The organism is Methylobacterium sp. 10 (assembly GCF_000519085.1).
Lineage (GTDB): Bacteria > Pseudomonadota > Alphaproteobacteria > Rhizobiales > Beijerinckiaceae > Methylobacterium.
In genome coordinates this window covers 4,906,267-4,926,924 of sequence record NZ_KI912577.1, presented here as the reverse complement: position 1 = coordinate 4,926,924, position 20,658 = coordinate 4,906,267, and the positions used below count along the sequence as shown (strand labels likewise).

The following is a 20,658-nucleotide window of genomic DNA, read 5'->3' as shown; positions in this document are numbered from 1 at the left end:
GAAGGAAATGCCGATGAGTCGCCGCTTCGTCACCCTCGACGTCTTCACCGACACGCCCTTCGCCGGGAATCCGCTGGCCGTGGTGCTCGATGCCGAAGGGCTCGACGACGCGGCGATGCAGCGGATCGCAGGCGAGTTCAACCTGTCCGAGACGGTGTTCGTGCTCCCGCCGACGGAGGCGCGTCACAAGGCCCGCCTGCGCATCTTCACGCCGGCCCGGGAGCTGCCCTTCGCCGGCCACCCGACGCTCGGGGCGGCGATCCTGCTGGCCCTGCGCGATGCGAAATCCGGTCTCACCGACGCCACCGCCTTCGGTCTTGAGGAGACGATCGGCACGGTGGCCTGCGTCGTCGAGACGGGGGAGGGGAAGGGACGCGGACGCTTCAAGCTTCCCGTTCTGCCCCAATACGATGGCGAGGGACCGGAGGTGGCCCTCCTCGCGCAGATGGTCGGGCTGGAGACACAGGATATCGGCTTCGGGCGCCATGTGCCGAGCCGGCACACGGTCGGGCCGGCCTTCCTGTTCGTGCCGGTCAATACGCGGGCCAAGCTCGATGCGACCCGTGTAGACCTCGCCGCCTTCTCCACCATGGATCCTCAGACGGCGCTCTATCTCTATGCCGTCGACCCGGAAGGCCTCGGCCTCCGCTTTCAGACTCGGATGTTCGCGCCGCATCTCGGTGTGATGGAGGACCCGGCGACGGGATCGGCCGCCGCGGCCTTCGCCGGTGTGATGATGGAGTTCGAACCCCTCGGTGACGGCGAACACGATGTCCTGGTTCGCCAGGGGATCGCCATGGGCCGCCCGAGCGAAATCGAGCTCCAGCTGGTCATCGAATCGGGGGCCCTGCAATCCGTCGAAATCGGCGGCTCGGCCGTGGTGATGAGCGAGGGAACGCTGCTTGTCTGACGGCTTCACCCTCACGCGGATCGAGAGGGTGACGGCACGGCTGGTGCCGTTCGAATGGCAATGGGCGCGGGACAACGCGGTGCTCATCGCCGAAAACTGGAAGCGCCGATGCGCGGCACGGTCGGGGCTGTTCGACGGGCGAGTGCTCCTCGCCAGGGCGTGCCGGATCGACGGGACGCACTGTTCCGTCGACCTGTTCGAGACTTCCTATGCGAGTTTCATCACGCACAAGGATCTCGGCTCGCCCGACCGGAATGTCTCCAACGCCTTCGCCGCCATCGTCCCACACGGGTCGGACGGCACCGTGCTCCTCGGGGTGATGGGGGCTCACACCGCCAATGCCGGACAGGCGTACTTCCCCTGCGGCACGCCGGACCTCGACGACGTGCGGGGTGGCGACGCGGTCGATCTCGCCGGCAGCGCCGAGCGCGAATTCCTCGAAGAGACGGGAATGGCGCTTCCCCCCGATGCGTCGGAACGCTGGCTCCTGCTGCGGGGAGAGAGGCATCTCGCGTTCCTCCGGCCCGTGACCTTCCCCGAACCGGCAGAGGCGATACGGGAGGGGATGGAGCGCCATCGCCACGCCGAGATCGAGCCGGAACTGGCGGGTTTCGTCGCGGTCCGATCAGCGTCCGAGATCGACCCCCGATCCATGCCGGGTTTCGTGCAGGCCTACCTCCGGCATGCCTTCGCGCTTCCGGAAACGTCAGTAATCCGGGGCGGTTGACGTGACTGTGACGAAAGCGGGGCGCCCTATCGCGCTGGGCGCAGGACCAGCCGGTCGCCACGCACTTCGTAAGAACCAAGCCTGTCGAGGAAGCTCAGTCCGAGGAGGTTCCCCGACAAGGCGCCGCGCCGGCTCACCAGGGCCGAGACCCGGCGTTCGGTGATCGTACCGACGGTGAGGCTGTCGAGATAGACCGGAGCCGCCATCGCGACGCCGTTGGCGGTCGAGACCCGAACCGCATAGTCGGACTCCGCCGGTGAAATCCCGATGGCCGCGGCGTTCTCCGCCGTTAAGACGACGGAGCTCGCACCCGTATCGAACTGGAAGACCTGGGCGCGGCCGTTCACCTCCGCCCGGACGGTGAACTCGCCATCGGCCCTCCGGTTGATCGTGACGCTTCCGTCGCCCGATGTAACGGCGCTACCGGGCCGCAGCGTTCCGACAAGGCGATTACCGACATCTCCGGCTTCCTCCTTGTATGCATAGCCCGCCACCAGGACGACGGTGAGGGCGGCCCAGAACAGCAGCGCCTTCAGGTTGGCGCCGATCTGCTCGCGGAAGCGATGCCAGAACCCAGCGAGGAAGATCGTGAGGAGTGTTCCACTGAAGGCGAGCCGCGCGAGCTGGTCTTTCTCCAGCCCCGCGACGGTGCTCGATCCATCCGAAAGGACGAGGAACGCGACGATGCCGAGGAGAATGGCGAGGGCGGCGTAGATCATGGCTTTGCCGGGGCTTTTCCCTGCAGGGGATAGGCGGCGGCGAGGCGATGACCGAGGGTCGCCATGATGGCCTGCCGCTTCGGCTCCGGCATCGATCCCCACCGTCCGATCTCGTCGCGGGTGCGGCCGCAGCCCTCGCAAAGTCCGGTCACTGCATCGAGGATGCAGAGTTTCGTGCAGGGGCTGGAGGGTCTGGGGGCGGGTGGCTTATCCATCGCCACCTCCATGCCCTCAGGCACCGGCCGCGATCAAGTCCGATACCCGATGCTCAACGCGGGATCGTCGCGATGAGTCCGAGAAGTGCTGCGATCTCCGCCACCTGCTGGCAAGCCCCGATCACGTCGCCGGTCTGCCCTCCGATCTTGGCGCCGGCCAGGGCGGTGAGCATAAGGGACGCCGCCAGCGCCAGGGCGGGCATGAGCACCATACCGGCGAATGGCAGGCCGGCGATCCATCCGATGGCGACGAAGGCCAGGGCGACGAGGCCGACGATTCCGATGGTCCGGCGATCGGGTGTTCCCACCGATGCCCCCGCCCCGCCGGGCCGTGCAGGTCCGAGCAGCACCATCGGCGCCAGGGCGGCGCTGCGCGAGAGGGAGGCGGCCAGCATCAGGGCCAATGCGGCCAGCGCCCCGGTGCGATCGAGCAGGGTGGCGAGGGCTCCGATCCTCATGGCCAGCGTCAGGACGAGGGCGACGCCGCCATAGGCGCCGATCCGGCTGTCGCGCATGATCTCGATGCGGCGCTCTCGCGTCGAGCCGCCACCGAATCCGTCCGCCACATCCGCGAGACCGTCCTCGTGCAGCGCTCCCGTCACCAGCGTCCCCGCCGCCACGGCGAGGGTGGCCGCCAGGAACGGTCCGAGATCCAGCGCCCAGGCGACGAGCAGGATGAGGGCGGAGGGCAGGGCGAGGATGAGACCGGCCACGGGCAGCATGCGCGGCAGGGTGCGGAAGTCCGGCAGGCGATGCGGATCACCCTCGCCGGGCAGGCGCGGCACCGGCAGCCGCGAATAGAATCGCAGGCACGCGGCGAGATCGTAGGCCATGGGTGCGCCGGGAAACGCATCGTCCGGCTCCGGATCCCAGCCTTGCGTCATCGAGGACCCACCTTCACCGCCCGCACCCCGTTGGTTATAGCTCGCACCGGAGGCAGGCCGCCATACCGGACGCGCCGAGACCCAAGGCAAGTTTCGCGCGATGACTCAGACGCCCCCAAATCACGATCATTCCGACCAGACGCCGTTCTCCGACATCCGTCGACTGATCGAGTCGGTGCCGGGCGCGGATCGCGACGCCGTCACGATGGTGCGCGAGCGGGACGCGATGCTGACGAAGCCCGCAGGCGCGCTGGGCCGCCTCGAGAACCTCGTGGAGTGGCTCGCGGCCTGGCAGGGCAAGGGTCAACCGAGCCTCGACCGGCCCCTCGTCTGCGTCTTCGCCGGCAGCCACGGCGTCACCAAGCGCGGTGTCTCGGCATTTCCGGCGGAGGTGAACCGCCAGATGCTCGACAATTTCGCCGCCGGCGGCGCTGCGATCAATCAGCTCTGCGCCGCCTACGGCCTCGGCTTCAAGGTCTTCGATCTCGCCATCGATCTTCCCACCGGCGATATCTGCGAGGGGCCGGCCTTCACGGAAAAGGAATGCGTGGCCACCATGGCCTTCGGCATGGAGGCCATCGCCGCCGGGACCGACTGCCTCGGCCTCGGCGAGATGGGGATCGGCAACACCACCATCGCGGCGGCGATCTATGCGGCACTTTATGGCGGCGCGGCGGCGCATTGGGTCGGGCGCGGCACCGGAGTCGATGCGGGTGGGATCGAGCGCAAGATCGCGGCGGTGGACGCTGCCCTGGCGCATCATGCCGGTCACCTCGACGACCCGCTCCAAGTGCTGTCGCGCCTCGGAGGCCGCGAGATCGCGGCCATGGCCGGCGCGATCCTGGCGGCGCGAATGCAGCGCATTCCCGTGGTCATCGACGGATACGTCGCCACCTCGGCCGCGGCGATCCTCCATGCCATCAATCCGTCGATGCTCGACCATTGCCTCGCCGGCCACGTCTCGGCGGAAGGGGCCCATGCCGAGGTGCTGGAACGCCTCGGGCTGGTGCCGCTCCTGGCCTTGGGCATGCGCCTCGGCGAGGCATCCGGCGCCGCGCTTGCCATCGGCCTGCTGAAGGGCGCGCTCGCCTGCCATCGTGATATGGCGACATTCGCCCAGGCGGGGGTGTCGGGACGCAGCGAAGTCTGAAGCGGCCCCATCGGGGAGGCCGGGTCCGTGATGGCCCGGCGCCCAGGCGGTGACGGAATCGGGAAAGGTGGATGCGCCGATCAGGCCGCGCGCGCCGCGCTCCTCCTGCCGCCCATGGCCGTACTCGAACCTGCCTCGGCGGGCAGGTTCAAGGCGGGCAGCGTATCCATGACACGGCTCGCCGGGAAGATCACGACGACTTCCGTCCCTTCGCGGGGCTTCGACTTGAGGTGGAAATTGCCGCCGTGCAGGTCGACCAGACCCTTCACGATGGGCAGGCCGAGGCCCGAGCCCTGTTCGGCCGTCTTGATCGCCAGGGAGCCCCGGCCGAACGAGGACATCACCGTGCCGAGCTCGTCCTCCGGGATACCCGGCCCGCTGTCCTTGACGCTGACATACTGGCCACCCGAGGCCGTCCAGCCGACCTTGATCGTGATGTCGCCGCCCGGCGGCGTGAATTTCACGGCGTTCGAGAGGAGATTGAGCACGATCTGGCGCAGCGCCCGTTCGTCCGCCCAGATGCGGGGCAGAGCGGGATCGATGAACTCGTGGAAGGCTTGGCCTTTGCTGCGCGCGCGCAGGGCGACCATGTGCCGGCATTCGTCCACCGCGTGAGCGAGCTGGATCGCCTCCTCGTTCAACTCGTAGCGCCCGGCCTCGATGCGCGAGAGGTCGAGGATCTCGTTGATGAGGTTGAGGAGGTGCATCCCGCTATCGTGGATGTCGCCCGCGTATTCCTTGTAGGAGGGAGCGATGTGAGCGCCGAAGACCTCGTTCTTCATCACTTCCGAGAAGCCGAGGATGGCGTTCAGCGGCGTACGCAATTCGTGGCTCATGGTCGCGAGGAAGCGTGACTTGGCGAGATTGGCCTCCTCCGCCCGCCGCCGCGCCTCATCGGAATTGGCCTTGGCCTGTTCGAGCTCGATGAAGATGGCGTCCTTCTCGGCCTGCGATTTCAGCGCGCCGACGGCCGAGGCGTAGACGCGTCGGGCAAGGCCCATGAAGAAGATCTGAGAACCGACCACCATGGTCACGAGCATGATCGTGTCCATGTCCTGCGAGAACGCCAGAAGGGAGAGCGCCGCCAGGATCAGCGGCACAAGCGCGGCGGCTGCGGCGGCGGGCAGGGTCGCCGCCAGCATGGCGGCCACCGCGGCAGCGATGACGAGGCCGAACAGCACGAAGATGCGGGCGCTGGGCGCGGCCACGAGCACCATCAGCGCCCAGGACGCGCTCTGTACGATCTCGCTCAGCATGAAGGCGCTGCGCCAACGTTTGACCGATACGGCGTCCGCCGGCTGACGGAGGAAATGCTTGGTCAGTCCCATGGACAGGCCGACGCCGCAGAGCAGGCAGACCGCCCAGGACAGGGCGACAGGAACCGGCACCCAGAGCGATGCGGCCCCCGCAATGAGAAGCCCGAGCACGGCATGGGTCAGGCCGGCACCGACGCGGTACTCGGCATAGATCCGGATCAATTCGTAATCGAAGGCGCGCTCCAGACCGCTCGTCGAGGTCAGGCGCTCGCGCGCCGATCGGATGTCGCGGGCCACCTTGCGGCGGCGAGCAGATTCCGGTGCCGAAGGACCACGTCCACGCTGAACCATCTCCGCTGTCAGGTCGGCCATCACCGTCTTGAGGATCTTTAGGGGGAAAGTCGACGGTCGGAAGGACCGTGACCCGTCGGCGCTGCGACCAAGCGAATCTGCGCGCGATAGGTTAAGATCGGCCTGACCCGGTCGCGACACTTGTCTCCAAATCGCGCGGATCTGCGGGGTAAGAACCAATGCGAGGCCGACGCCGATCTCCGATCGATGTGTGAAGGCGCACATTTTCAGCGAGTGTGTAGTATTTAGAACGAGTCGATACTGAAGTCGGAGAGACGTCATGCTGAAACTGAATGTCGACGGCGTGTCGCATGACGTCGATGCCGATCCCGACATGCCGCTCCTGTGGGCGCTGCGCGATCATCTCGACAAGACCGGGACGAAATACGGCTGCGGTATCGCCCAATGCGGTGCCTGTACCGTGCATCTCGACGGGCAGCCCGTCCGCTCCTGCCAGACCCGCATCGGCGATGTGGGCGGGGCGAAGGTCACCACGATCCAGGGCGTGTCCGGGCGGGTGGCGGACGCGGTCCAGACCGCGTGGCGCAGCCTCGACGTGGTCCAGTGCGGGTATTGCCAGTCCGGCCAGATCATGTCCGCCATCGGCCTGCTCTCGACCACTCCGAAGCCGAGCGACGCCGAGATCGACGGCGCGATGGACGGCAACATCTGCCGCTGCGGCACCTACCAGCGCGTGCGCGCCGCGATCCACGAAGCCGCGCGCTCCCTCGCCTGATCCGACCCCGAGGTCGGCCCTGGGGCCGGCATCGTCCCGCCTGATACCGTGCGCGTCATCGTCGCCCTGGAGGAAGCCATGCTGAAGGTCCGTCAGACCCATCCCGAGGCGGCTGCTCCCCGTCCTTCGCGTCGCTCCTTCCTCGGCGGGGCCGGTGTCGCCGCCGGAGCCCTGGTGATCGGGTTTACCCTGGACCCCGCCAAGCAGGTACGCGCGGCGGCCGGTCCGGACCTGTCCTCGGCCCCCGCCCAGCCCAACGCCTTCGTGCGGATCGCGGCCGACGATACCGTCACGGTGCTGATCAAGCATCTCGACATGGGGCAGGGCAACACGACGGGCCTTGCCACTATCCTGGCCGACGAACTCGACGCCGATTGGTCCCGCGTGCGGGTAGCTTTCGCGCCGGCCGATGCGAAGCTCTACAACAACCTGCTGATGGGGCCGATCCAGGGGACCGGCGGTTCGACGGCGGTGGCCAATTCCTGGTTCCAGCTTCGGAAGGCGGGGGCGGCCGCCCGCGCCATGCTCGTGTCCGCCGCGGCCGAAAAATGGTCCGTTCCTGCCTCCGAGATCACAGTTTCGAATGGCACCGTCCGTCACCTCGCCTCGAAGCGCGAGGAGCGGTTCGGTGCACTGGCCGAAGCCGCGGCGGCGATCCCCGTGCCTCAGCAGCCGAAACTCAAGGATCCGAGCCAGTGGGTCCATATCGGCAAGAAGCTGCCGCGCCTCGATTCCGTGGCGAAGACCAATGGAACCGCGATCTACTCCATGGATATTCGCCGGCCGGGGCAGGTCACGGCCGTAGTGGCGCATGCCCCGCGTTTCGGCGGCACCGTATCGAAGGTCGACGATAAGGCCGCCCGCGCCGTTCCGGGCGTGATCGACGTGGTGACGATCCCCACCGGGGTCGCTGTCATCGCCAAGGATACATGGTCGGCGATGAAGGGCCGAGACGCCCTTTCGGTTACCTGGGACGAGCGCGCGGCTGAGAAGCGATCCTCAGACGCCATCCTCGCCGAGTATCGCGAGACGGCCAAGCGCCCCGGCATCGTCGCATCGGAGAAGGGCGATCCCGCCGCGGCGATAGCCGGATCGGCCAAGGTCATCGAGGCGGAGTTCACCTTTCCCTACCTGGCCCATGCGGCCATGGAGCCCCTCAACGCCACGATCGAGCGTGCCGCCGACGGTTCCTACGACATCTATGCCGGTCTGCAGTTCCAGACGATCGAACAGGCGGTCGCCGCAGCGACCCTCGGCGTCACCGCCGACAAGGTCAGGCTGCACACGCAATGGGCGGGCGGATCGTTCGGGCGCCGGGCGACGCCCACGGCGGATTACATCGCCGAGGCCGCGTCCATCATGAAGGCGACCGGCGGCAAGGCGCCGGTCCATCTGGTCTGGACCCGCGAGGACGACATGGCGGGCGGATACTATCGTCCGATGGTCCTGCACACCCTGAAGGCCGGTATCGACGCCAAGGGCGCCATCACCGGCTGGCAGCACAGGATGGTCGGTAAATCGATCATGATCGGCTCGCCGTTCGAAGCGATGCTGGTGAAGAACGGAGTCGATTCCACCACGGTGGAAGGCGCGTCGGATACGCCCTACGCCATCCCGTCCTACCGCTTCGAGGTGCACAATGCCCGTGAGGGCGTTCCGGTCCTGTGGTGGCGTTCGGTGGGGCACACCCATACGGCGCAGGCGATGGAGGTGTTCATCGACGAATTGGCCCATGCCGCCGGCGCGGATCCTCTGGCCTATCGCCTCGGCATGCTGACGGGCGCGCCGCGCCTGTCCGGTGTCCTGAAGCTCGCCGCCGAGAAGGCGGATTGGGCCAATCGCAGCGGCGGCAAGGGCCAGGGCCTCGGCATCTCGGCTCACGAATCCTTCGGATCCTACGTAGCGATGGTGGCCGACATCACGGCTGACGGCAGCCACGTGAAGGTCAACCGCATCGTCGCAGCGGTGGATGTGGGCGTCGCCGTCAACCCGGACGTGATCCGCGCCCAGGTGGAGGGATCGGTCGGCTTCGCGCTGTCATCGGTCCTGCGAAACAAGATTACGCTGACGGACGGGGTGGTCCAGGAGAAGAACTTCGACGCCTACGAGCCGACGCGCATGAGTGAAATGCCGGTGGTAGAGGTCCATATCGTCGCCTCCGATGCCGCCCCGACCGGCATTGGCGAGCCGGGCGTGCCCGTCATCGCCCCGGCGATCTCCAATGCGATCTTCGCCGCGACGGGGCAGAGACTGCGCTCGCTGCCCCTGGATCTCAGCGGCCTCAAGGGAGTCTGACCCCGGACCGATCGGCGTCAGCGCCTGAGAAAGTCGATCAGGTCCGTCGCCAATCGCTCGTGATGGGTAAACGGGATAGCGTGCGGGGCACCGTCGTAGATCTCGAACTCGGCGCTCGGCACGGCCGAAGCCGCGATCCGTGCCGTCACGTCGATGGGCACGGTCTGGTCGGCATCGCCGTGGATGATCAGGCAGGGCACGGTGACTTTCGCCATATCGGGCCGAAAGTCGGTCTCCGAGAAGGCCCGTACGCAGGCCATCGTGGCCTTGGGCGAGGCCAGCATGGCGACCTGTCCGGCCCAGGCGATCATCTCCGACGAAGCGGGTGAGCTGAACACTCCGGCGCCGAAGAAGCCCTTGTTGAATTTGGCGAGGAAGGAGGGTCGGTCCATCTTCAGCCCGTCAACGATCTCCTCGAAAACGCTGGCATCGACGCCGTCAGGATGGTCCGGTGTCTTCAGCATCATCGGCGTCACCGACGAGATCAGCACCGCCTGGGAGATCCGGGCGCTGCCGTGCCGCGACAGGTACCGCACGACTTCACCCCCACCCATGGAAAAGCCGACCAGGGTCACGTCGGTGAGATCGAGTTTGTCGAGCACCGCTTTCAGATCGTCGGCGAAGGTGTCGTAATCGTAGCCCTGCCATGGCTGGTCGGAGCGTCCGAAGCCCCGGCGGTCGTAGGCGACGGTACGAAAACCCGCCTCGGCGACGGGGACCATCTGGTACTCCCACATATCCGCGTCGAGTGGCCAACCGTGGAGGAAGACCACGGGCCGTCCGTTGCCCCAGTCCTTGTAATAGAGGCTCGTGCCATCCGGGGCGGTGATGAAGGCCATGGGGCTGCTCCCTGTATTCCTCGGTCGGGCGTGCTCGCGGATGAGCCCGGCAATGCCGGCTCCTCCGGCGATTCAAGCGCCAGGTGCGGCTTCTCGTTCCCGCTTCCGGCACTCCCAGGACGCTGTACCCACACTACCTGTCTGCGTGCATGACCCCGTTCGAATCGACCGCCGCCGCCTTGCGCGCCTGCCGCATCTGCCGCGATGCGCCCCGATATGGCGCGCCACTGCCGCAGGAGCCGAAGCCCATCGTGCAGGGTTCGATCTCGGCGCGTCTCGCCATCGCCAGTCAGGCTCCGGGGAACCGGGCGCACCAGAGCGGCATCCCGTTCATGGACCCGTCCGGCATCCGGCTGAGGTCGTGGCTCGGCCTCTCCGAACCGGACTTCTACGACGCCACGCGGCTCGCCATCGTCCCCATGGGCGCGTGTTTTCCGGGGCTCGACGCGAAGGGCGGAGACAAGCCGCCCCGGCGCGAATGCGCCGAGCACTGGCGCGAGACGCTCTTCGCCGGTCTGCCCGAGATGGATCTCATCCTGGTCATCGGCCAATACGCGCAAGCCTGGCATCTCGGCCGCGTCGAAGGGGGACTCACCGCCATGGTGCGGAACTGGCGCGCCATCCTCGAGGAGCCGCGTCGGCCTCGGGTGCTGCCGCTGCCGCACCCGTCCTGGCGCAACAACGGCTGGCTCAGGACGAACCCCTGGTTTGCCGACGAGTTGCTGCCGGTGCTGAAGGAGGAGGTTTCCCGGGTGATGACGCGCGGGTGACCCCGCCTCCGCGTTGACATGGGAAGCCCGGGCGGCGATCCGTCACCCGATCCTCCGGAGCCCGCCATGTCCCACGCCGCGTCACCAGCCGCCAGCGATCCGCGCGATCGCCTCATCGTCGCCCTCGACCTGCCGAGTGTCCACGAGGCCGAGGCCATGGTGGACCGGATCGGCGATGCCGCAACCTTCTACAAGATCGGCTACCGGCTCGCCTATTCCGGCGGCCTCGCCCTGGTTCAGCGTCTGTCCAGGGCCGGTTTCAAGGTGTTCATCGATCTGAAGCTGCACGACATCGGTAACACCGTGGAGGACGGCGTCCGGGCGCTGTCCGATCTCGGCGTGACCTTCCTCACGGTCCATGCCTACCCGCAGACCATGCGCGCCGCCGTCCGGGGCAGGGGCGACGACGGCCCGACGATCCTCGCCGTCACCGTGCTGACCTCCTACGACCAGGCCGATGCCGACGAGGCGGGCTACGCCATGCCCGTCGCGGACTTGGTGGCCCTGCGCGCGCGGCAGGCGGCGGAGGCCGGAATCGGCGGCATCGTCTGCAGTGCCGCCGAGGCGGCCTCCGTCCGCTCCGCCATCGGGCCGTCGCGGCTCATCGTGACCCCCGGCATTCGGCCGGCGGGCGACGATGTCGGCGACCAGAAACGCGTGTTGACGCCGGGGGCGGCGATGGAAGCGGGGATCGACCACATCGTCGTCGGCCGCCCCATCACCCAGAGCGCCGACCCTCGCTCCGCGGCGCTGGCGATCCTCGCGGAGATGGGCTGAGCCCCGATGGCAAACAGCGTTCGCTAGATCGACTCGGCCGGCTCTCTCGCCTTTGCAGCGGCGTCGTTCCTGGCGGGCTCGTGGAGCGCGCGCAGCAGGAAGGCGATCATCGCGTCGATGGGAGGAGCCGGTGCGTTGGGGTACTGGCTCACCAGGACCGGATGGCAGTAGCGTGTGATCGCCACATGCAGGCAAGCCGCGGTTATTGCGGGATCCTCGACCCGGAATTCACCGCTGCGAACCCCGTCCGTCACCACCCGTTCCAGGGCGGCGCCGATCCGGTCGATATGGTGCCGGCACACCCCCCAGCTCTCCGACATGGCGGCTTCCACCATCTCATGGATGCGGGGATTGTCCTTGCATCGCTCGATACAGTCGCGGTGGAGCTCTCGGATGATCTCGGCGACCCGCTGATCGGCACTGAGGCCGGGCGCCACGGCGATGCCGGCGATCAGCGCCTCGACCTCGCGGGTCACACGCTCGACCACCGCCTCGTTGATCGCCTTCTTCGAATCGAAGAACCGGTAGACATTGGCCGGGCTCATCCCGAGCGTCTTGGCGATGTCGGCCACGGTGGTCTTCTGGTAGCCGATCTCGCGAAAGAACCTCTCCGCCGTCGCCAAAATCCTGCATCGGGTCGTAGGTGCGGCAGCTTCCAGGCTCGCCTGCAACGGATCGACGGTGATTGTCATGGAACGACCCTAGGTCTCCTGCTCCCGGCCGTCAAAGACACGGCAATGAGGATGCAGCCGTCGCATAGAACGGATGAACGCCGCGGGAATGAAATCCGCACACCGATGCCGGCATCAGAGCCGGTCCGATTTTGGGGCGGAGTACGAGCTAGAGACGGGGTTTCAAATGACAGCGCCGGACGATGGACTGGTTAGCCAGGACTTGGCCATCTTAACGGCACGGCGATCCTGGCCGGGCGACACGTGCCCTCATGCGAGGTCTGGCGCCGGCAGCATTCCTATGTTCGCCGATCAGGGCCGGGGAAAAGCGGCCCAGCGCTTCGGCTGCGCCGCCGACGGCTTACGAGCCGAACTGGGAACCGAGCTGTTCCAGATACTCCGCGAGGTCGACGCCGCCGACGCGCTTACCGTAATCGAACCGCATGCCCTGCCGGATATCGACGCTGCTCTGCTTCGTCGTCAGGGTGAACGGCTTCACGCAAATCCAGGCGCCGTCGCGTCGATGCTCAAAGAAACTCAGGATTTCGTGCTTGGCCATCGTCGCCTCCGGTCGCTTTGCACGATCAACCGAGAAGCCGCGCCAGAGTTCAGCGATATCGTACTTATATTCGCACCTCGCCTAAGCTTGACCGTACAATCCAAGACATGTGCACTGCAGCATCGATGAAGCAGTGCACGTGTCGAAGAGGTTCAGGCGACGCCCTTCAGGGCGCCGATATTCGTGTGGAAATCAGGCCCGTTGAAGGTTCTCGCCACGTAGCCTGCACGGATCAGGAAATCGCCGAACCGCTCACCGGGAGTCTTACCCTGGGCATAGGCGCCGAAGAGCGGATCGAGGATCGTCCTGATCTCGGAGGCGGTCACGTCCTCCGCATAGAGCTTGCCGAGGCGTGAGCCATCGAAAGCCGCACCGAGATAGAGGTGGTAGCGCTCCGGGCCGCGACCGACGAAGCCGATCTCGGCGATGAAGGGACGGGCGCATCCATTGGGGCATCCCGTCATGCGGATCGTGATCTCGTCGTCCTGCAGACCGTGCGAGGCGAGGCTTTCCTCCAGTTCCGTCATCAGGTCCGGCAGGTAGCGCTCGCTCTCGGCCAGGGCCAAGCCGCAGGTGGGCAGGGCGACGCAGGCGATGGAGTTACGGCGCAGGGCACCTGCACCCTTCTGCATGCCGTACTCGTCCACCAGCGCTTCGATCTCGGCTCGCTTCTCGGCGGGCACGTTGGCGATGATGACGTTCTGGTTGCCGGTGAGGCGGAAATCTCCGTCGTGGATCTCCGCGATCCGGCGGAGGCCGGTGAGGAGCCGAGGGCCATCACCCTCTACATCCTTGATACGGCCGGACGGGACATAGAGCGTCAGGTGGTGACGGCCGTCGTCGCCTTCGGTCCAGCCAAAACGGTCGCCATTCCCGGTGAAGGCGAAGGGTTTGGGATCGGCGAGCTTCTTGCCGACGCGCTTCTCCACCTCGGCGCGGAAGGCGGCGAGGCCGTACCGCTCGATGGTGTACTTCAGGCGAGCGTTCTTGCGGTTCTTGCGGTTGCCCCAGTCGCGCTGGACCGTCATTACCGCCTCTGCCACCCGCACCGCTTCATCGGGCTTGCAGAACAGCATCACGTCGGCGGTGCGCGGGAAGGTGTCGGGCTCGCCATGGGTCATGCCCATGCCGCCGCCGACAGTGACGTTCCAGCCCGTCACCTCGTTCTTCTTGTCGAGGATAGCGATGAAGCCGAGATCATGCGCGAAGACGTCGACCTCGTTCGAGGGCGGTACGGCGATCACGATCTTGAACTTACGCGGCAGGTAAGTCCTGCCGTACACGGGCTCGAATTCCGGTTCGCCGCCGACGACCTTCTCGCCGTCGAGCCAGATCTCGCGCCAGGCATTGGTCTTCGGCAGGAGGCTGTCGGAGATCTCCTTGCCGAGTTCGTAGGCGGCCTTGTGCGCGCCGGACTGGGCCGGATTCGTCGAGGCCATCACGTTGCGGTTGACGTCGCCGCAGGCGGCGATGGTGTCGAGGAGGGCGCCGTCGATAGCGGCCATGGTCCGCTTGAGGTTCGACTTGATGACGCCGTGATACTGGAAAGTCTGGCGCGTCGTCGCCCGCAGGGTCCCGTTGGCGTAGGTGGTGGCGATGTTGTCGAGGACGAGCCACTGCTTCGGTGTCACCACTCCGCCGGCGATCCGCAGGCGGATCATGAAGCTATAGGCCTTGTCGAGCTTCTTCTTGGTCCGCTCGGGGCGCAAGTCGCGGTCGTCCTGCTGGTACATCCCGTGGAACTTAACGAGCTGGCCGTCATCCTCGGAGATCGCCCCGGTGGCGTGCTTGAGAAGACCGTCGGCCAGGGTCCCGCGCAGGAAGCCGCTGGCGATCTTGATGTGCTCGTTATGCGCAAGGCCCGCCTCGCGCGCCGCTTCCGCCTCGTCGATGGGACGGGCGGTCGGCGGGGTCTCGTAGGTGCGGGGAGGGGTCAGATCGTCCATTGTGCTGTTCCGGTCTCGTCAATACATCGTCAAGGCACCGCGTACGCATCCTGCCCCATGCGGGCGAGGGATGCGCGCTCGCCCTAGTAAACGTCCTGCTGGTAGCGGTGCGCCCGCTCCAGGGCCGCAACGGCGGCCTCGGCATCGGTTTCGCTCAGCGATTTGACCTCGGCATAGGCATGGACGACCGCGTTACGGACATCCTTGGCCATTCGGTTGGCGTCGCCGCAGACGTAGAAGCTGGCGCCGCCGTCGAGCCATTCCACCAACTCCCTGGCGTGGTGGCGGATACGGTCCTGCACGTAGATCTTCTCGGGCTGGTCGCGGGAGAAGGCCACGTCGATCTTCGTGAGCGAGCCGTCCTCCAGGGCCTCCTGCCATTCGAGCTGGTAGAGGAAGTCGTGGGTGAACTGACGGTCGCCGAAGAACAGCCAGGAGCGGCCGGCGGCCTCGATCGCGCGGCGCTCCTGCACGAAGGCACGGAAAGGAGCGACGCCGGTGCCGGGGCCGACCATGATGATGTCGGTGGCCGGGTCCTGTGGCAGGCGGAAATGCCGGTTCGGCTTCAGCTTCACGCGCAGCTTGCTGCCGTTCTTGATCCGGTCGGCGACCTGCACCGAGGTGACGCCCGAGCGTGACCGCCCATGCGTCTCGTAGCGCACGGCGGCGATGACGAGATGGACCTCGTCGCCGACTTCCTTGCGAGAGGAGGCGATGGAATAGGCGCGCGGGGGCAGGGGCCGGGTGATGGTGTTAAGGTGCTCGGCCGAGAGCGTGGCCGGAAAGGTCTCGATCAGATCGATGAGGTGGCGCCCTTCGATCCAGGCCCGTACCTCGCCGCTGTCGATGAGCTTCCGCGCCTCGGCATGGCTCGTCGCCTTGGCGAACCGCTCCACGGTGGTGGCCGAGAGCGTGGTGATGTCGCGCTCGGACAGCAAGGCCTTGCGCAGGGCCTCGTCGCCGGTGAGGTTCGTCGCCTTGAGGATGTCCTCGACGAGGGCCGGATCGTTCTCGGGGTAGATCTCGAGCGAATCGCCCGGCTCGTAGGCCGGAGCGCCGTCCTCGAATTCGAGGGCCAGATGGATCGTCTCCTTGTCGGAGAGCGACGAGTTGAGGTTGATGTGATCCACCACCTCCACCACCACCGGCTCTCGGCTCGGCTCGGCATCGTCGTCTTCGACGGCGGCACGGCCGGCGAAATCCACCGCGACGACGTTGTCGGCGCTCGGCACGGGCGCGAGAGCCTTCAGGGTATTCTCGATCCAGTCCGCGGCGGGCTTGTCGAAGTCGAGATCGAGATCGGCCCGCTCGGCCCCACGCTTGCCGCCCAGCGCTTCGAACCGCGCGTCGAGCGCCTTGCCGATGGCGCAGAACTCCACATAGGAGGTGTCGCCCAGCGCCAACACGCCGAAGGTCACGCCGTCGAGGCGGGGGGCACCGTCGCCCATCAATTCGTTGTAGGCACGGGTGGCGCGGGCCGGAGGCTCGCCCTCGCCCCAGGTCGCCGCGATGGCGATGAGGTTCTTGGCCCCCGCCAGCGTGGCGATGTCGAGGTCGGCGAAATCCACCACCTTCGGCTTGAAGCCGCCCTTCTTGGCGAGCTTGGCGACGGAACCGGCCAGGGCTTCGCAATTGCCGGATTCGCTGGCGTAGATGATGGTCAGTGGCTCGGCGGCCTTCGGCGGCCCGGCGGGAAGAGCGGCCGGCTGTCCCCCGGCCGCGTCGAGACCGGCGAGGAAGCCCGCGAGCCAGGCGCGCTGGATCGGTGTCGCCGCTCCGAGGACGGCGTCGAGGCTCGCGCGTTCGTTGTCGTCGAACGGGGCGGTGCGGGGGAGTATCGCTTGTCGTGCCATCGTTAAGCCATGTCGCGCTGCGGAGCCGAGTGTCAACGGGATGTCCGTTTTACAGAACGGCGTCATGAGAGAAGGAGCTGCCTATGATTGCAGCGCAAAACAGAATTTTATTCCCCAGCCACTACAGAGAGCGTCGGTATGAAACGCCCGTTCGGCGGCGCTGACGGAAGCGGAAGTGCCGTCGTCGACTTCACTTTTTCCATGGCGAATCGGGACGTCACGTTCTTCAGGGGCAAGGTCGCGATAAGTTGCTTATAGAAAGTGTCGTAAGCCTGCATATCGGCGACAACGACCCGCAACATGTAATCCACGTCGCCCGCCATGCGGTAAAATTCCAGCACCTCCGGCATGGCAGAGACGGTGGAGGCGAAGCGTTCGAGCCAGTCGCGCGAGTGGTCCGACGTCTCGATGGAGACGAAGACGGTGAGCCCGAGCCCCAGCTTGACCGGATCGAGGACGGCGACCCGCCGGTCGATGACGCCATCCGCTTCGAGACGCTGGATCCGCTTCCAGCAGGGCGTCTGCGACAGGCCTACCTTTTCGCCGATCGTTGCGATCGACAGGGTGGCATCGTTCTGAAGCAACGCCAGAATCTTGAGATCGATCGAGTCCACATTGACCTCGCATTGCGGTTCCGGTCAGCGGCGCCGAGGTGCGCTGGGGCGCAGGCGTCGACCATTCGGATTAAGAAGAATATTCCTTGGCGGGCAACCCATCGGGCATCCGCGCCGCAGCAAACCACGTTGACAGCAGCGGGGGAATGCCGCGGCGCGATACCCGCCATGCCTTGACAGCGTTCGTTATAGCGAACATTTCAGGTGCCAGACAAGCGGGCATCTGACAAGGTAGGCGCACGGAACACGCTCATGAGTACTTCCCTGGAACGAACGGCGCGGGACCTCGCGTCCAATCTGGCCGGCCTCGATCTCAAGGGGCGCATCCGTGCGATCGAGGCCGCCATCCCGGGCAGGCTGGTGTTCACCACCAGCCTCGGCATCGAGGATCAGGCGCTCACCCATGCCCTGGCCATGGCGAAGAGCCGTACCGAGACCGTCACCCTCGATACGGGTCGACTCTTCCCCGAGACCTACGACGTCTGGGCGGAGACCGAGTCGGCCTACGGCATCCGCATCCAGGCCTATGCGCCGGAGCGGCTCGCCGAAGAGGCGTTCGTCCGCGACGAGGGCATCAACGGCTTTCGCCATTCGGTCGCCGCCCGGCAAGCCTGTTGCGGCTTCCGCAAGGTCGAGCCGTTGCGCCGTGCCCTCGACGGCGCCGCAGGTTGGCTGACGGGCTTGCGGGCGGGCCAATCCGCAAATCGCTCGGACACGCCGCTCGCGGAGGCCGACGAGGCGCGCGGTCTGATCAAGATCAATCCGCTCGCGGATTGGACCCGCGCCGACATCGACCGTTTCGTCATCGACAATTACATCCCCTACAACGTCCTCCACGATCGCGGCTTTCCCTCGATCGGGTGCGCCCCGTGCACCCGCGCCATCAAGATCGGTGAATCCGAGCGTGCCGGCCGCTGGTGGTGGGAGCAGGAATCCAAAAAGGAGTGCGGCCTTCACGTGCATCAGCCCGACGCGAACGTTCAGCCGGGCCAGGAAGCCGCCGCATTCGAATCGACACCCCGCAACAGCAATCTGGAGATGGCCCGATGAGCGCCGCCACCGCCCTGGCCGCGACGCTGCCCGAGCGTCTGACTCACCTGCAGCGCCTCGAAGCCGAGAGCATCCACATCATGCGGGAGACGGTCGCCGAGACCGAGAATCCCGTGATGCTCTATTCGATCGGCAAGGATTCGTCGGTGCTGCTGCATCTGGCGCTGAAGGCCTTCGCGCCGGGACGCCTGCCGTTCCCGCTGATGCACATCGATACGACGTGGAAGTTCAAGGAGATGATCGCGTTCCGCGATCAGCGCGCCAAGGAGCTCGGCCTCGACCTCATCGTCCATACCAATCAGGAGGGCCTGGCCCGTGGCATCGGCCCGATCAGCCACGGCTCGGAAGTCCATACCGACGTGATGAAGACGCAGGGCCTGCGTCAGGCGCTCGACAAGCATAAGTTCGACGCGGCCTTCGGCGGCGCTCGCCGCGACGAGGAGGCTTCGCGCGCCAAGGAGCGGATCTTCTCCCTGCGGACGGCCCAGCATCGCTGGGATCCCAAGCGCCAGCGGGCCGAGCCCTGGCACCTGTACAACCTCAAGAAGAAGCGCGGCGAATCCCTGCGCGTCTTCCCGATCTCGAATTGGACCGAGCTCGATGTCTGGCTCTACATCGAGCAGGAGCAGATCCCGATCGTGCCGCTCTACTTCGCCAAGCCCCGCCCGGTGGTGGAGCGCGACGGCCAGCTGATCATGGTCGATGACGAGCGCCTGCCGCTGAATCCCGGCGAGACCCCGCAGAACCTGTCCGTGCGCTTCAGGACGCTGGGCGACTACCCGCTCACCGGCGCCGTCGAAAGCGAGGCCGCCACCCTACCCGAGATCATCGGCGAGACCCTGTCCGCCCGGACCTCGGAACGTCAGGGCCGGGTGATCGACAAGGACGGGTCGGGTGCCATGGAGCGCAAGAAGCAGGAGGGGTATTTCTAAGATGACGATCCACCAGTCACCCGAAGCCTTCGGCTACGACAGCTTCCTTGCCACCCACCAGAGCAAGGAGGTGCTGCGCTTCATCACCTGCGGCTCCGTCGACGACGGCAAGTCGACCCTGATCGGCCGGCTCCTGCACGACACAAAGCAGCTTTTCGACGATCAGGTGACGGCCCTGCAGCGCGATTCCCGCAAGCACGGCACGCAGGGCGCCGAGATCGATCTCGCCCTTCTCGTGGACGGTCTCCAGGCCGAGCGCGAACAGGGCATCACCATCGACGTCGCCTACCGGTTCTTCTCCACCGACAAGCGTTCCTTCATCGTCGCCGACACCCCCGGCCACGAGCAGTACACCCGCAACATGGCGACGGGCGCCTCCACGGCGGATGTCGCCGTGATTCTGGTGGACGCCCGCCAGGGTCTCACCCGTCAGACCCGGCGTCACGCGCTCCTGGTCTCGCTTCTGGGGATCAAACGCGTCGCCCTCGCCGTGAACAAGATGGATCTGGTGGGCTGGTCGCAGGACAAGTTCGAGGCCATCACGGCGGCGTTCCATGCGTTCGCGGAGCCGCTGGGCTTTACCGAGATCCGTCCCATCCCGCTTTCCGCCAAGAATGGCGACAACGTCGTCCTGCCCGGAGCCGCCGCGCCCTGGTACACGGGAATGCCGCTGCTCCAGTATCTGGAAGAGGTGCCGGTGCGGGTCGAGGAGCAGGCCGCGCCGTTCCGTCTTCCGGTTCAGTGGGTGAACCGCCCGAATTCTGATTTCCGCGGTTTCTCCGGCCTGATCGCCAGCGGCCGCATCGCCCCGGGCGATGCGATCATCGTCGAGCCCTCGGGCCGCACCTCCACGGTGGCCCGCATCTTCACGGCGGACGGCGACCTGCCGCATGCGGTGGAGGGACAGTCGGTGACCCTCGTCCTCGCCGACGAGATCGATGCCTCGCGCGGTTCGGTGATCGTGACGGCCGATGCGCCGATGCGGGTGACCGACCGTTTCGAGGCCCGCCTGTTCTGGGCGGCCGAAACGGAGCTGCTTCCCGGTTCGACGCTGCTCGCCAAGATCGGCACGGTGATCGTCAACGCCACCGTGACGGCCATCGGGAACCGCATCGATCCCGAGACCGGGAACCCGGCCGCCGCCGCCCGGCTCGTCGCCAACGACATCGCCGATGTGACCCTGAGCCTCGACCGGGCTGTCGCCGTCGACGCCTACGGCGCCAACCGCGACACCGGCGGCTTCATCCTCATCGACCGCGAGACCACCGACACGGCGGCCCTCGGTCTGATCCATGCGGACAAGACCGCCACGACCGTGAAGGACGAGCCGGAATCGACCCGCGCGGCGAAATCCGGCGGAGGGTTCCTGTCGAAGCTGCGCTGGGTCTTCGGCGGAATCTGACT

General features: G+C 66.7%; 20 protein-coding genes. 10 read left to right on the top strand and 10 right to left on the bottom strand.

The genetic code is table 11. From position 1 onward, the window contains the following. Positions 1 to 7: 7 nt before the first annotated feature. Entirely contained in the window at positions 8 to 910 is a 903-nt protein-coding gene (locus tag K368_RS0123315; RefSeq protein WP_027174463.1) for a PhzF family phenazine biosynthesis protein, read from the top strand. Then, positions 903 to 1,637: a hypothetical protein gene (locus K368_RS0123310; RefSeq protein WP_027174462.1), complete on the top strand. Its 735-nt coding sequence runs from the start codon at positions 903 to 905 to the stop codon at positions 1,635 to 1,637. Before K368_RS0123315 ends, K368_RS0123310 begins: the two co-directional genes overlap by 8 nt. 26 nt (positions 1,638 to 1,663) lie before the next feature. On the opposite strand, the gene K368_RS0123305 is transcribed toward K368_RS0123310, so the two are convergent. The 3 genes from K368_RS0123305 to cobS are packed head-to-tail and all read right to left on the bottom strand — an operon-like array spanning position 1,664 to position 3,455. Then, positions 1,664 to 2,356, bottom strand: a complete 693-nt coding sequence (locus K368_RS0123305; RefSeq protein WP_027174461.1) for a TIGR02281 family clan AA aspartic protease — start codon at positions 2,354 to 2,356, stop codon at positions 1,664 to 1,666. Beyond that, a complete protein-coding gene (locus K368_RS0123300) occupies positions 2,353 to 2,571 on the bottom strand; it encodes a DUF1289 domain-containing protein (RefSeq protein ID WP_027174460.1) in 219 nt (72 codons plus the stop codon). The genes K368_RS0123305 and K368_RS0123300 overlap by 4 nt, the downstream gene beginning before the upstream one ends. A gap of 53 nt (positions 2,572 to 2,624) precedes the next feature. Beyond that, positions 2,625 to 3,455, bottom strand: a complete 831-nt coding sequence (gene cobS, locus K368_RS0123295; protein ID WP_027174459.1) for an adenosylcobinamide-GDP ribazoletransferase — start codon at positions 3,453 to 3,455, stop codon at positions 2,625 to 2,627. 100 nt (positions 3,456 to 3,555) lie between these two features. Between cobS and cobT the strand changes: the two genes are divergently transcribed. Then, positions 3,556 to 4,605, top strand: coding sequence for a nicotinate-nucleotide--dimethylbenzimidazole phosphoribosyltransferase (gene cobT / locus K368_RS0123290; RefSeq protein WP_027174458.1), 1,050 nt, complete (start codon positions 3,556 to 3,558; stop codon positions 4,603 to 4,605). Between the two features lie 80 nt (positions 4,606 to 4,685). Here the strand turns inward: cobT and K368_RS0123285 are convergent, their stop codons facing one another. Then, positions 4,686 to 6,233 carry a HAMP domain-containing sensor histidine kinase gene (locus K368_RS0123285; protein WP_027174457.1) on the bottom strand — a complete coding sequence of 516 codons (1,548 nt, stop codon included), beginning with the start codon at positions 6,231 to 6,233 and terminating at the stop codon, positions 4,686 to 4,688. A 259-nt stretch (positions 6,234 to 6,492) separates the two neighbouring features. Here K368_RS0123285 and K368_RS0123280 point away from each other — a divergent pair, with 259 nt between their 5' ends. Both K368_RS0123280 and K368_RS0123275 read left to right on the top strand, forming a co-directional pair. Beyond that, entirely contained in the window at positions 6,493 to 6,948 is a 456-nt protein-coding gene (locus K368_RS0123280) for a (2Fe-2S)-binding protein (RefSeq protein ID WP_027174456.1), read from the top strand. 78 nt (positions 6,949 to 7,026) lie between these two features. Beyond that, entirely contained in the window at positions 7,027 to 9,243 is a 2,217-nt protein-coding gene (locus tag K368_RS0123275) for a xanthine dehydrogenase family protein molybdopterin-binding subunit (protein WP_027174455.1), read from the top strand. 17 nt (positions 9,244 to 9,260) lie between these two features. Here K368_RS0123275 and K368_RS0123270 read toward each other — a convergent pair whose 3' ends face one another. After that, the gene (locus tag K368_RS0123270; RefSeq protein WP_027174454.1) at positions 9,261 to 10,082 is read right to left on the bottom strand and encodes an alpha/beta hydrolase; all 822 of its coding nucleotides are present in this window, start codon (positions 10,080 to 10,082) and stop codon (positions 9,261 to 9,263) included. A 149-nt stretch (positions 10,083 to 10,231) separates the two neighbouring features. Here K368_RS0123270 and K368_RS0123265 point away from each other — a divergent pair, with 149 nt between their 5' ends. Both K368_RS0123265 and pyrF read left to right on the top strand, forming a co-directional pair. Further along, positions 10,232 to 10,852 carry a uracil-DNA glycosylase family protein gene (locus K368_RS0123265; protein WP_027174453.1) on the top strand — a complete coding sequence of 207 codons (621 nt, stop codon included), beginning with the start codon at positions 10,232 to 10,234 and terminating at the stop codon, positions 10,850 to 10,852. A gap of 66 nt (positions 10,853 to 10,918) precedes the next feature. Next, the gene (gene pyrF / locus K368_RS0123260; protein ID WP_027174452.1) at positions 10,919 to 11,629 is read left to right on the top strand and encodes an orotidine-5'-phosphate decarboxylase; all 711 of its coding nucleotides are present in this window, start codon (positions 10,919 to 10,921) and stop codon (positions 11,627 to 11,629) included. A gap of 23 nt (positions 11,630 to 11,652) precedes the next feature. On the opposite strand, the gene K368_RS25390 is transcribed toward pyrF, so the two are convergent. From K368_RS25390 to K368_RS0123235, 5 genes are all read right to left on the bottom strand, one after another. Further along, complete coding sequence (locus K368_RS25390) at positions 11,653 to 12,321, bottom strand: TetR/AcrR family transcriptional regulator (protein WP_051439975.1); 669 nt, start codon at positions 12,319 to 12,321, stop codon at positions 11,653 to 11,655. Positions 12,322 to 12,661: 340 nt separating this feature from the next. After that, complete coding sequence (locus tag K368_RS0123250; protein ID WP_018042507.1) at positions 12,662 to 12,859, bottom strand: hypothetical protein; 198 nt, start codon at positions 12,857 to 12,859, stop codon at positions 12,662 to 12,664. 152 nt (positions 12,860 to 13,011) lie between these two features. Continuing rightward, positions 13,012 to 14,805, bottom strand: coding sequence for an NADPH-dependent assimilatory sulfite reductase hemoprotein subunit (locus K368_RS0123245; RefSeq protein ID WP_027174451.1), 1,794 nt, complete (start codon positions 14,803 to 14,805; stop codon positions 13,012 to 13,014). Positions 14,806 to 14,888: 83 nt separating this feature from the next. Continuing rightward, positions 14,889 to 16,658, bottom strand: a complete 1,770-nt coding sequence (locus K368_RS0123240; protein ID WP_027174450.1) for a flavodoxin domain-containing protein — start codon at positions 16,656 to 16,658, stop codon at positions 14,889 to 14,891. A 107-nt stretch (positions 16,659 to 16,765) separates the two neighbouring features. Beyond that, positions 16,766 to 17,272, bottom strand: coding sequence for an Lrp/AsnC family transcriptional regulator (locus K368_RS0123235; protein WP_027174449.1), 507 nt, complete (start codon positions 17,270 to 17,272; stop codon positions 16,766 to 16,768). A gap of 252 nt (positions 17,273 to 17,524) precedes the next feature. Here K368_RS0123235 and K368_RS0123230 point away from each other — a divergent pair, with 252 nt between their 5' ends. The 3 genes from K368_RS0123230 to cysN are packed head-to-tail and all read left to right on the top strand — an operon-like array spanning position 17,525 to position 20,656. Continuing rightward, positions 17,525 to 18,322, top strand: a complete 798-nt coding sequence (locus tag K368_RS0123230; protein ID WP_027174448.1) for a phosphoadenylyl-sulfate reductase — start codon at positions 17,525 to 17,527, stop codon at positions 18,320 to 18,322. Further along, entirely contained in the window at positions 18,319 to 19,254 is a 936-nt protein-coding gene (gene cysD, locus K368_RS0123225; protein WP_027174447.1) for a sulfate adenylyltransferase subunit CysD, read from the top strand. Before K368_RS0123230 ends, cysD begins: the two co-directional genes overlap by 4 nt. A 1-nt stretch (position 19,255) precedes the next feature. After that, positions 19,256 to 20,656: a sulfate adenylyltransferase subunit CysN gene (gene cysN / locus K368_RS0123220; RefSeq protein WP_027174446.1), complete on the top strand. Its 1,401-nt coding sequence runs from the start codon at positions 19,256 to 19,258 to the stop codon at positions 20,654 to 20,656. Positions 20,657 to 20,658: the final 2 nt, after the last annotated feature.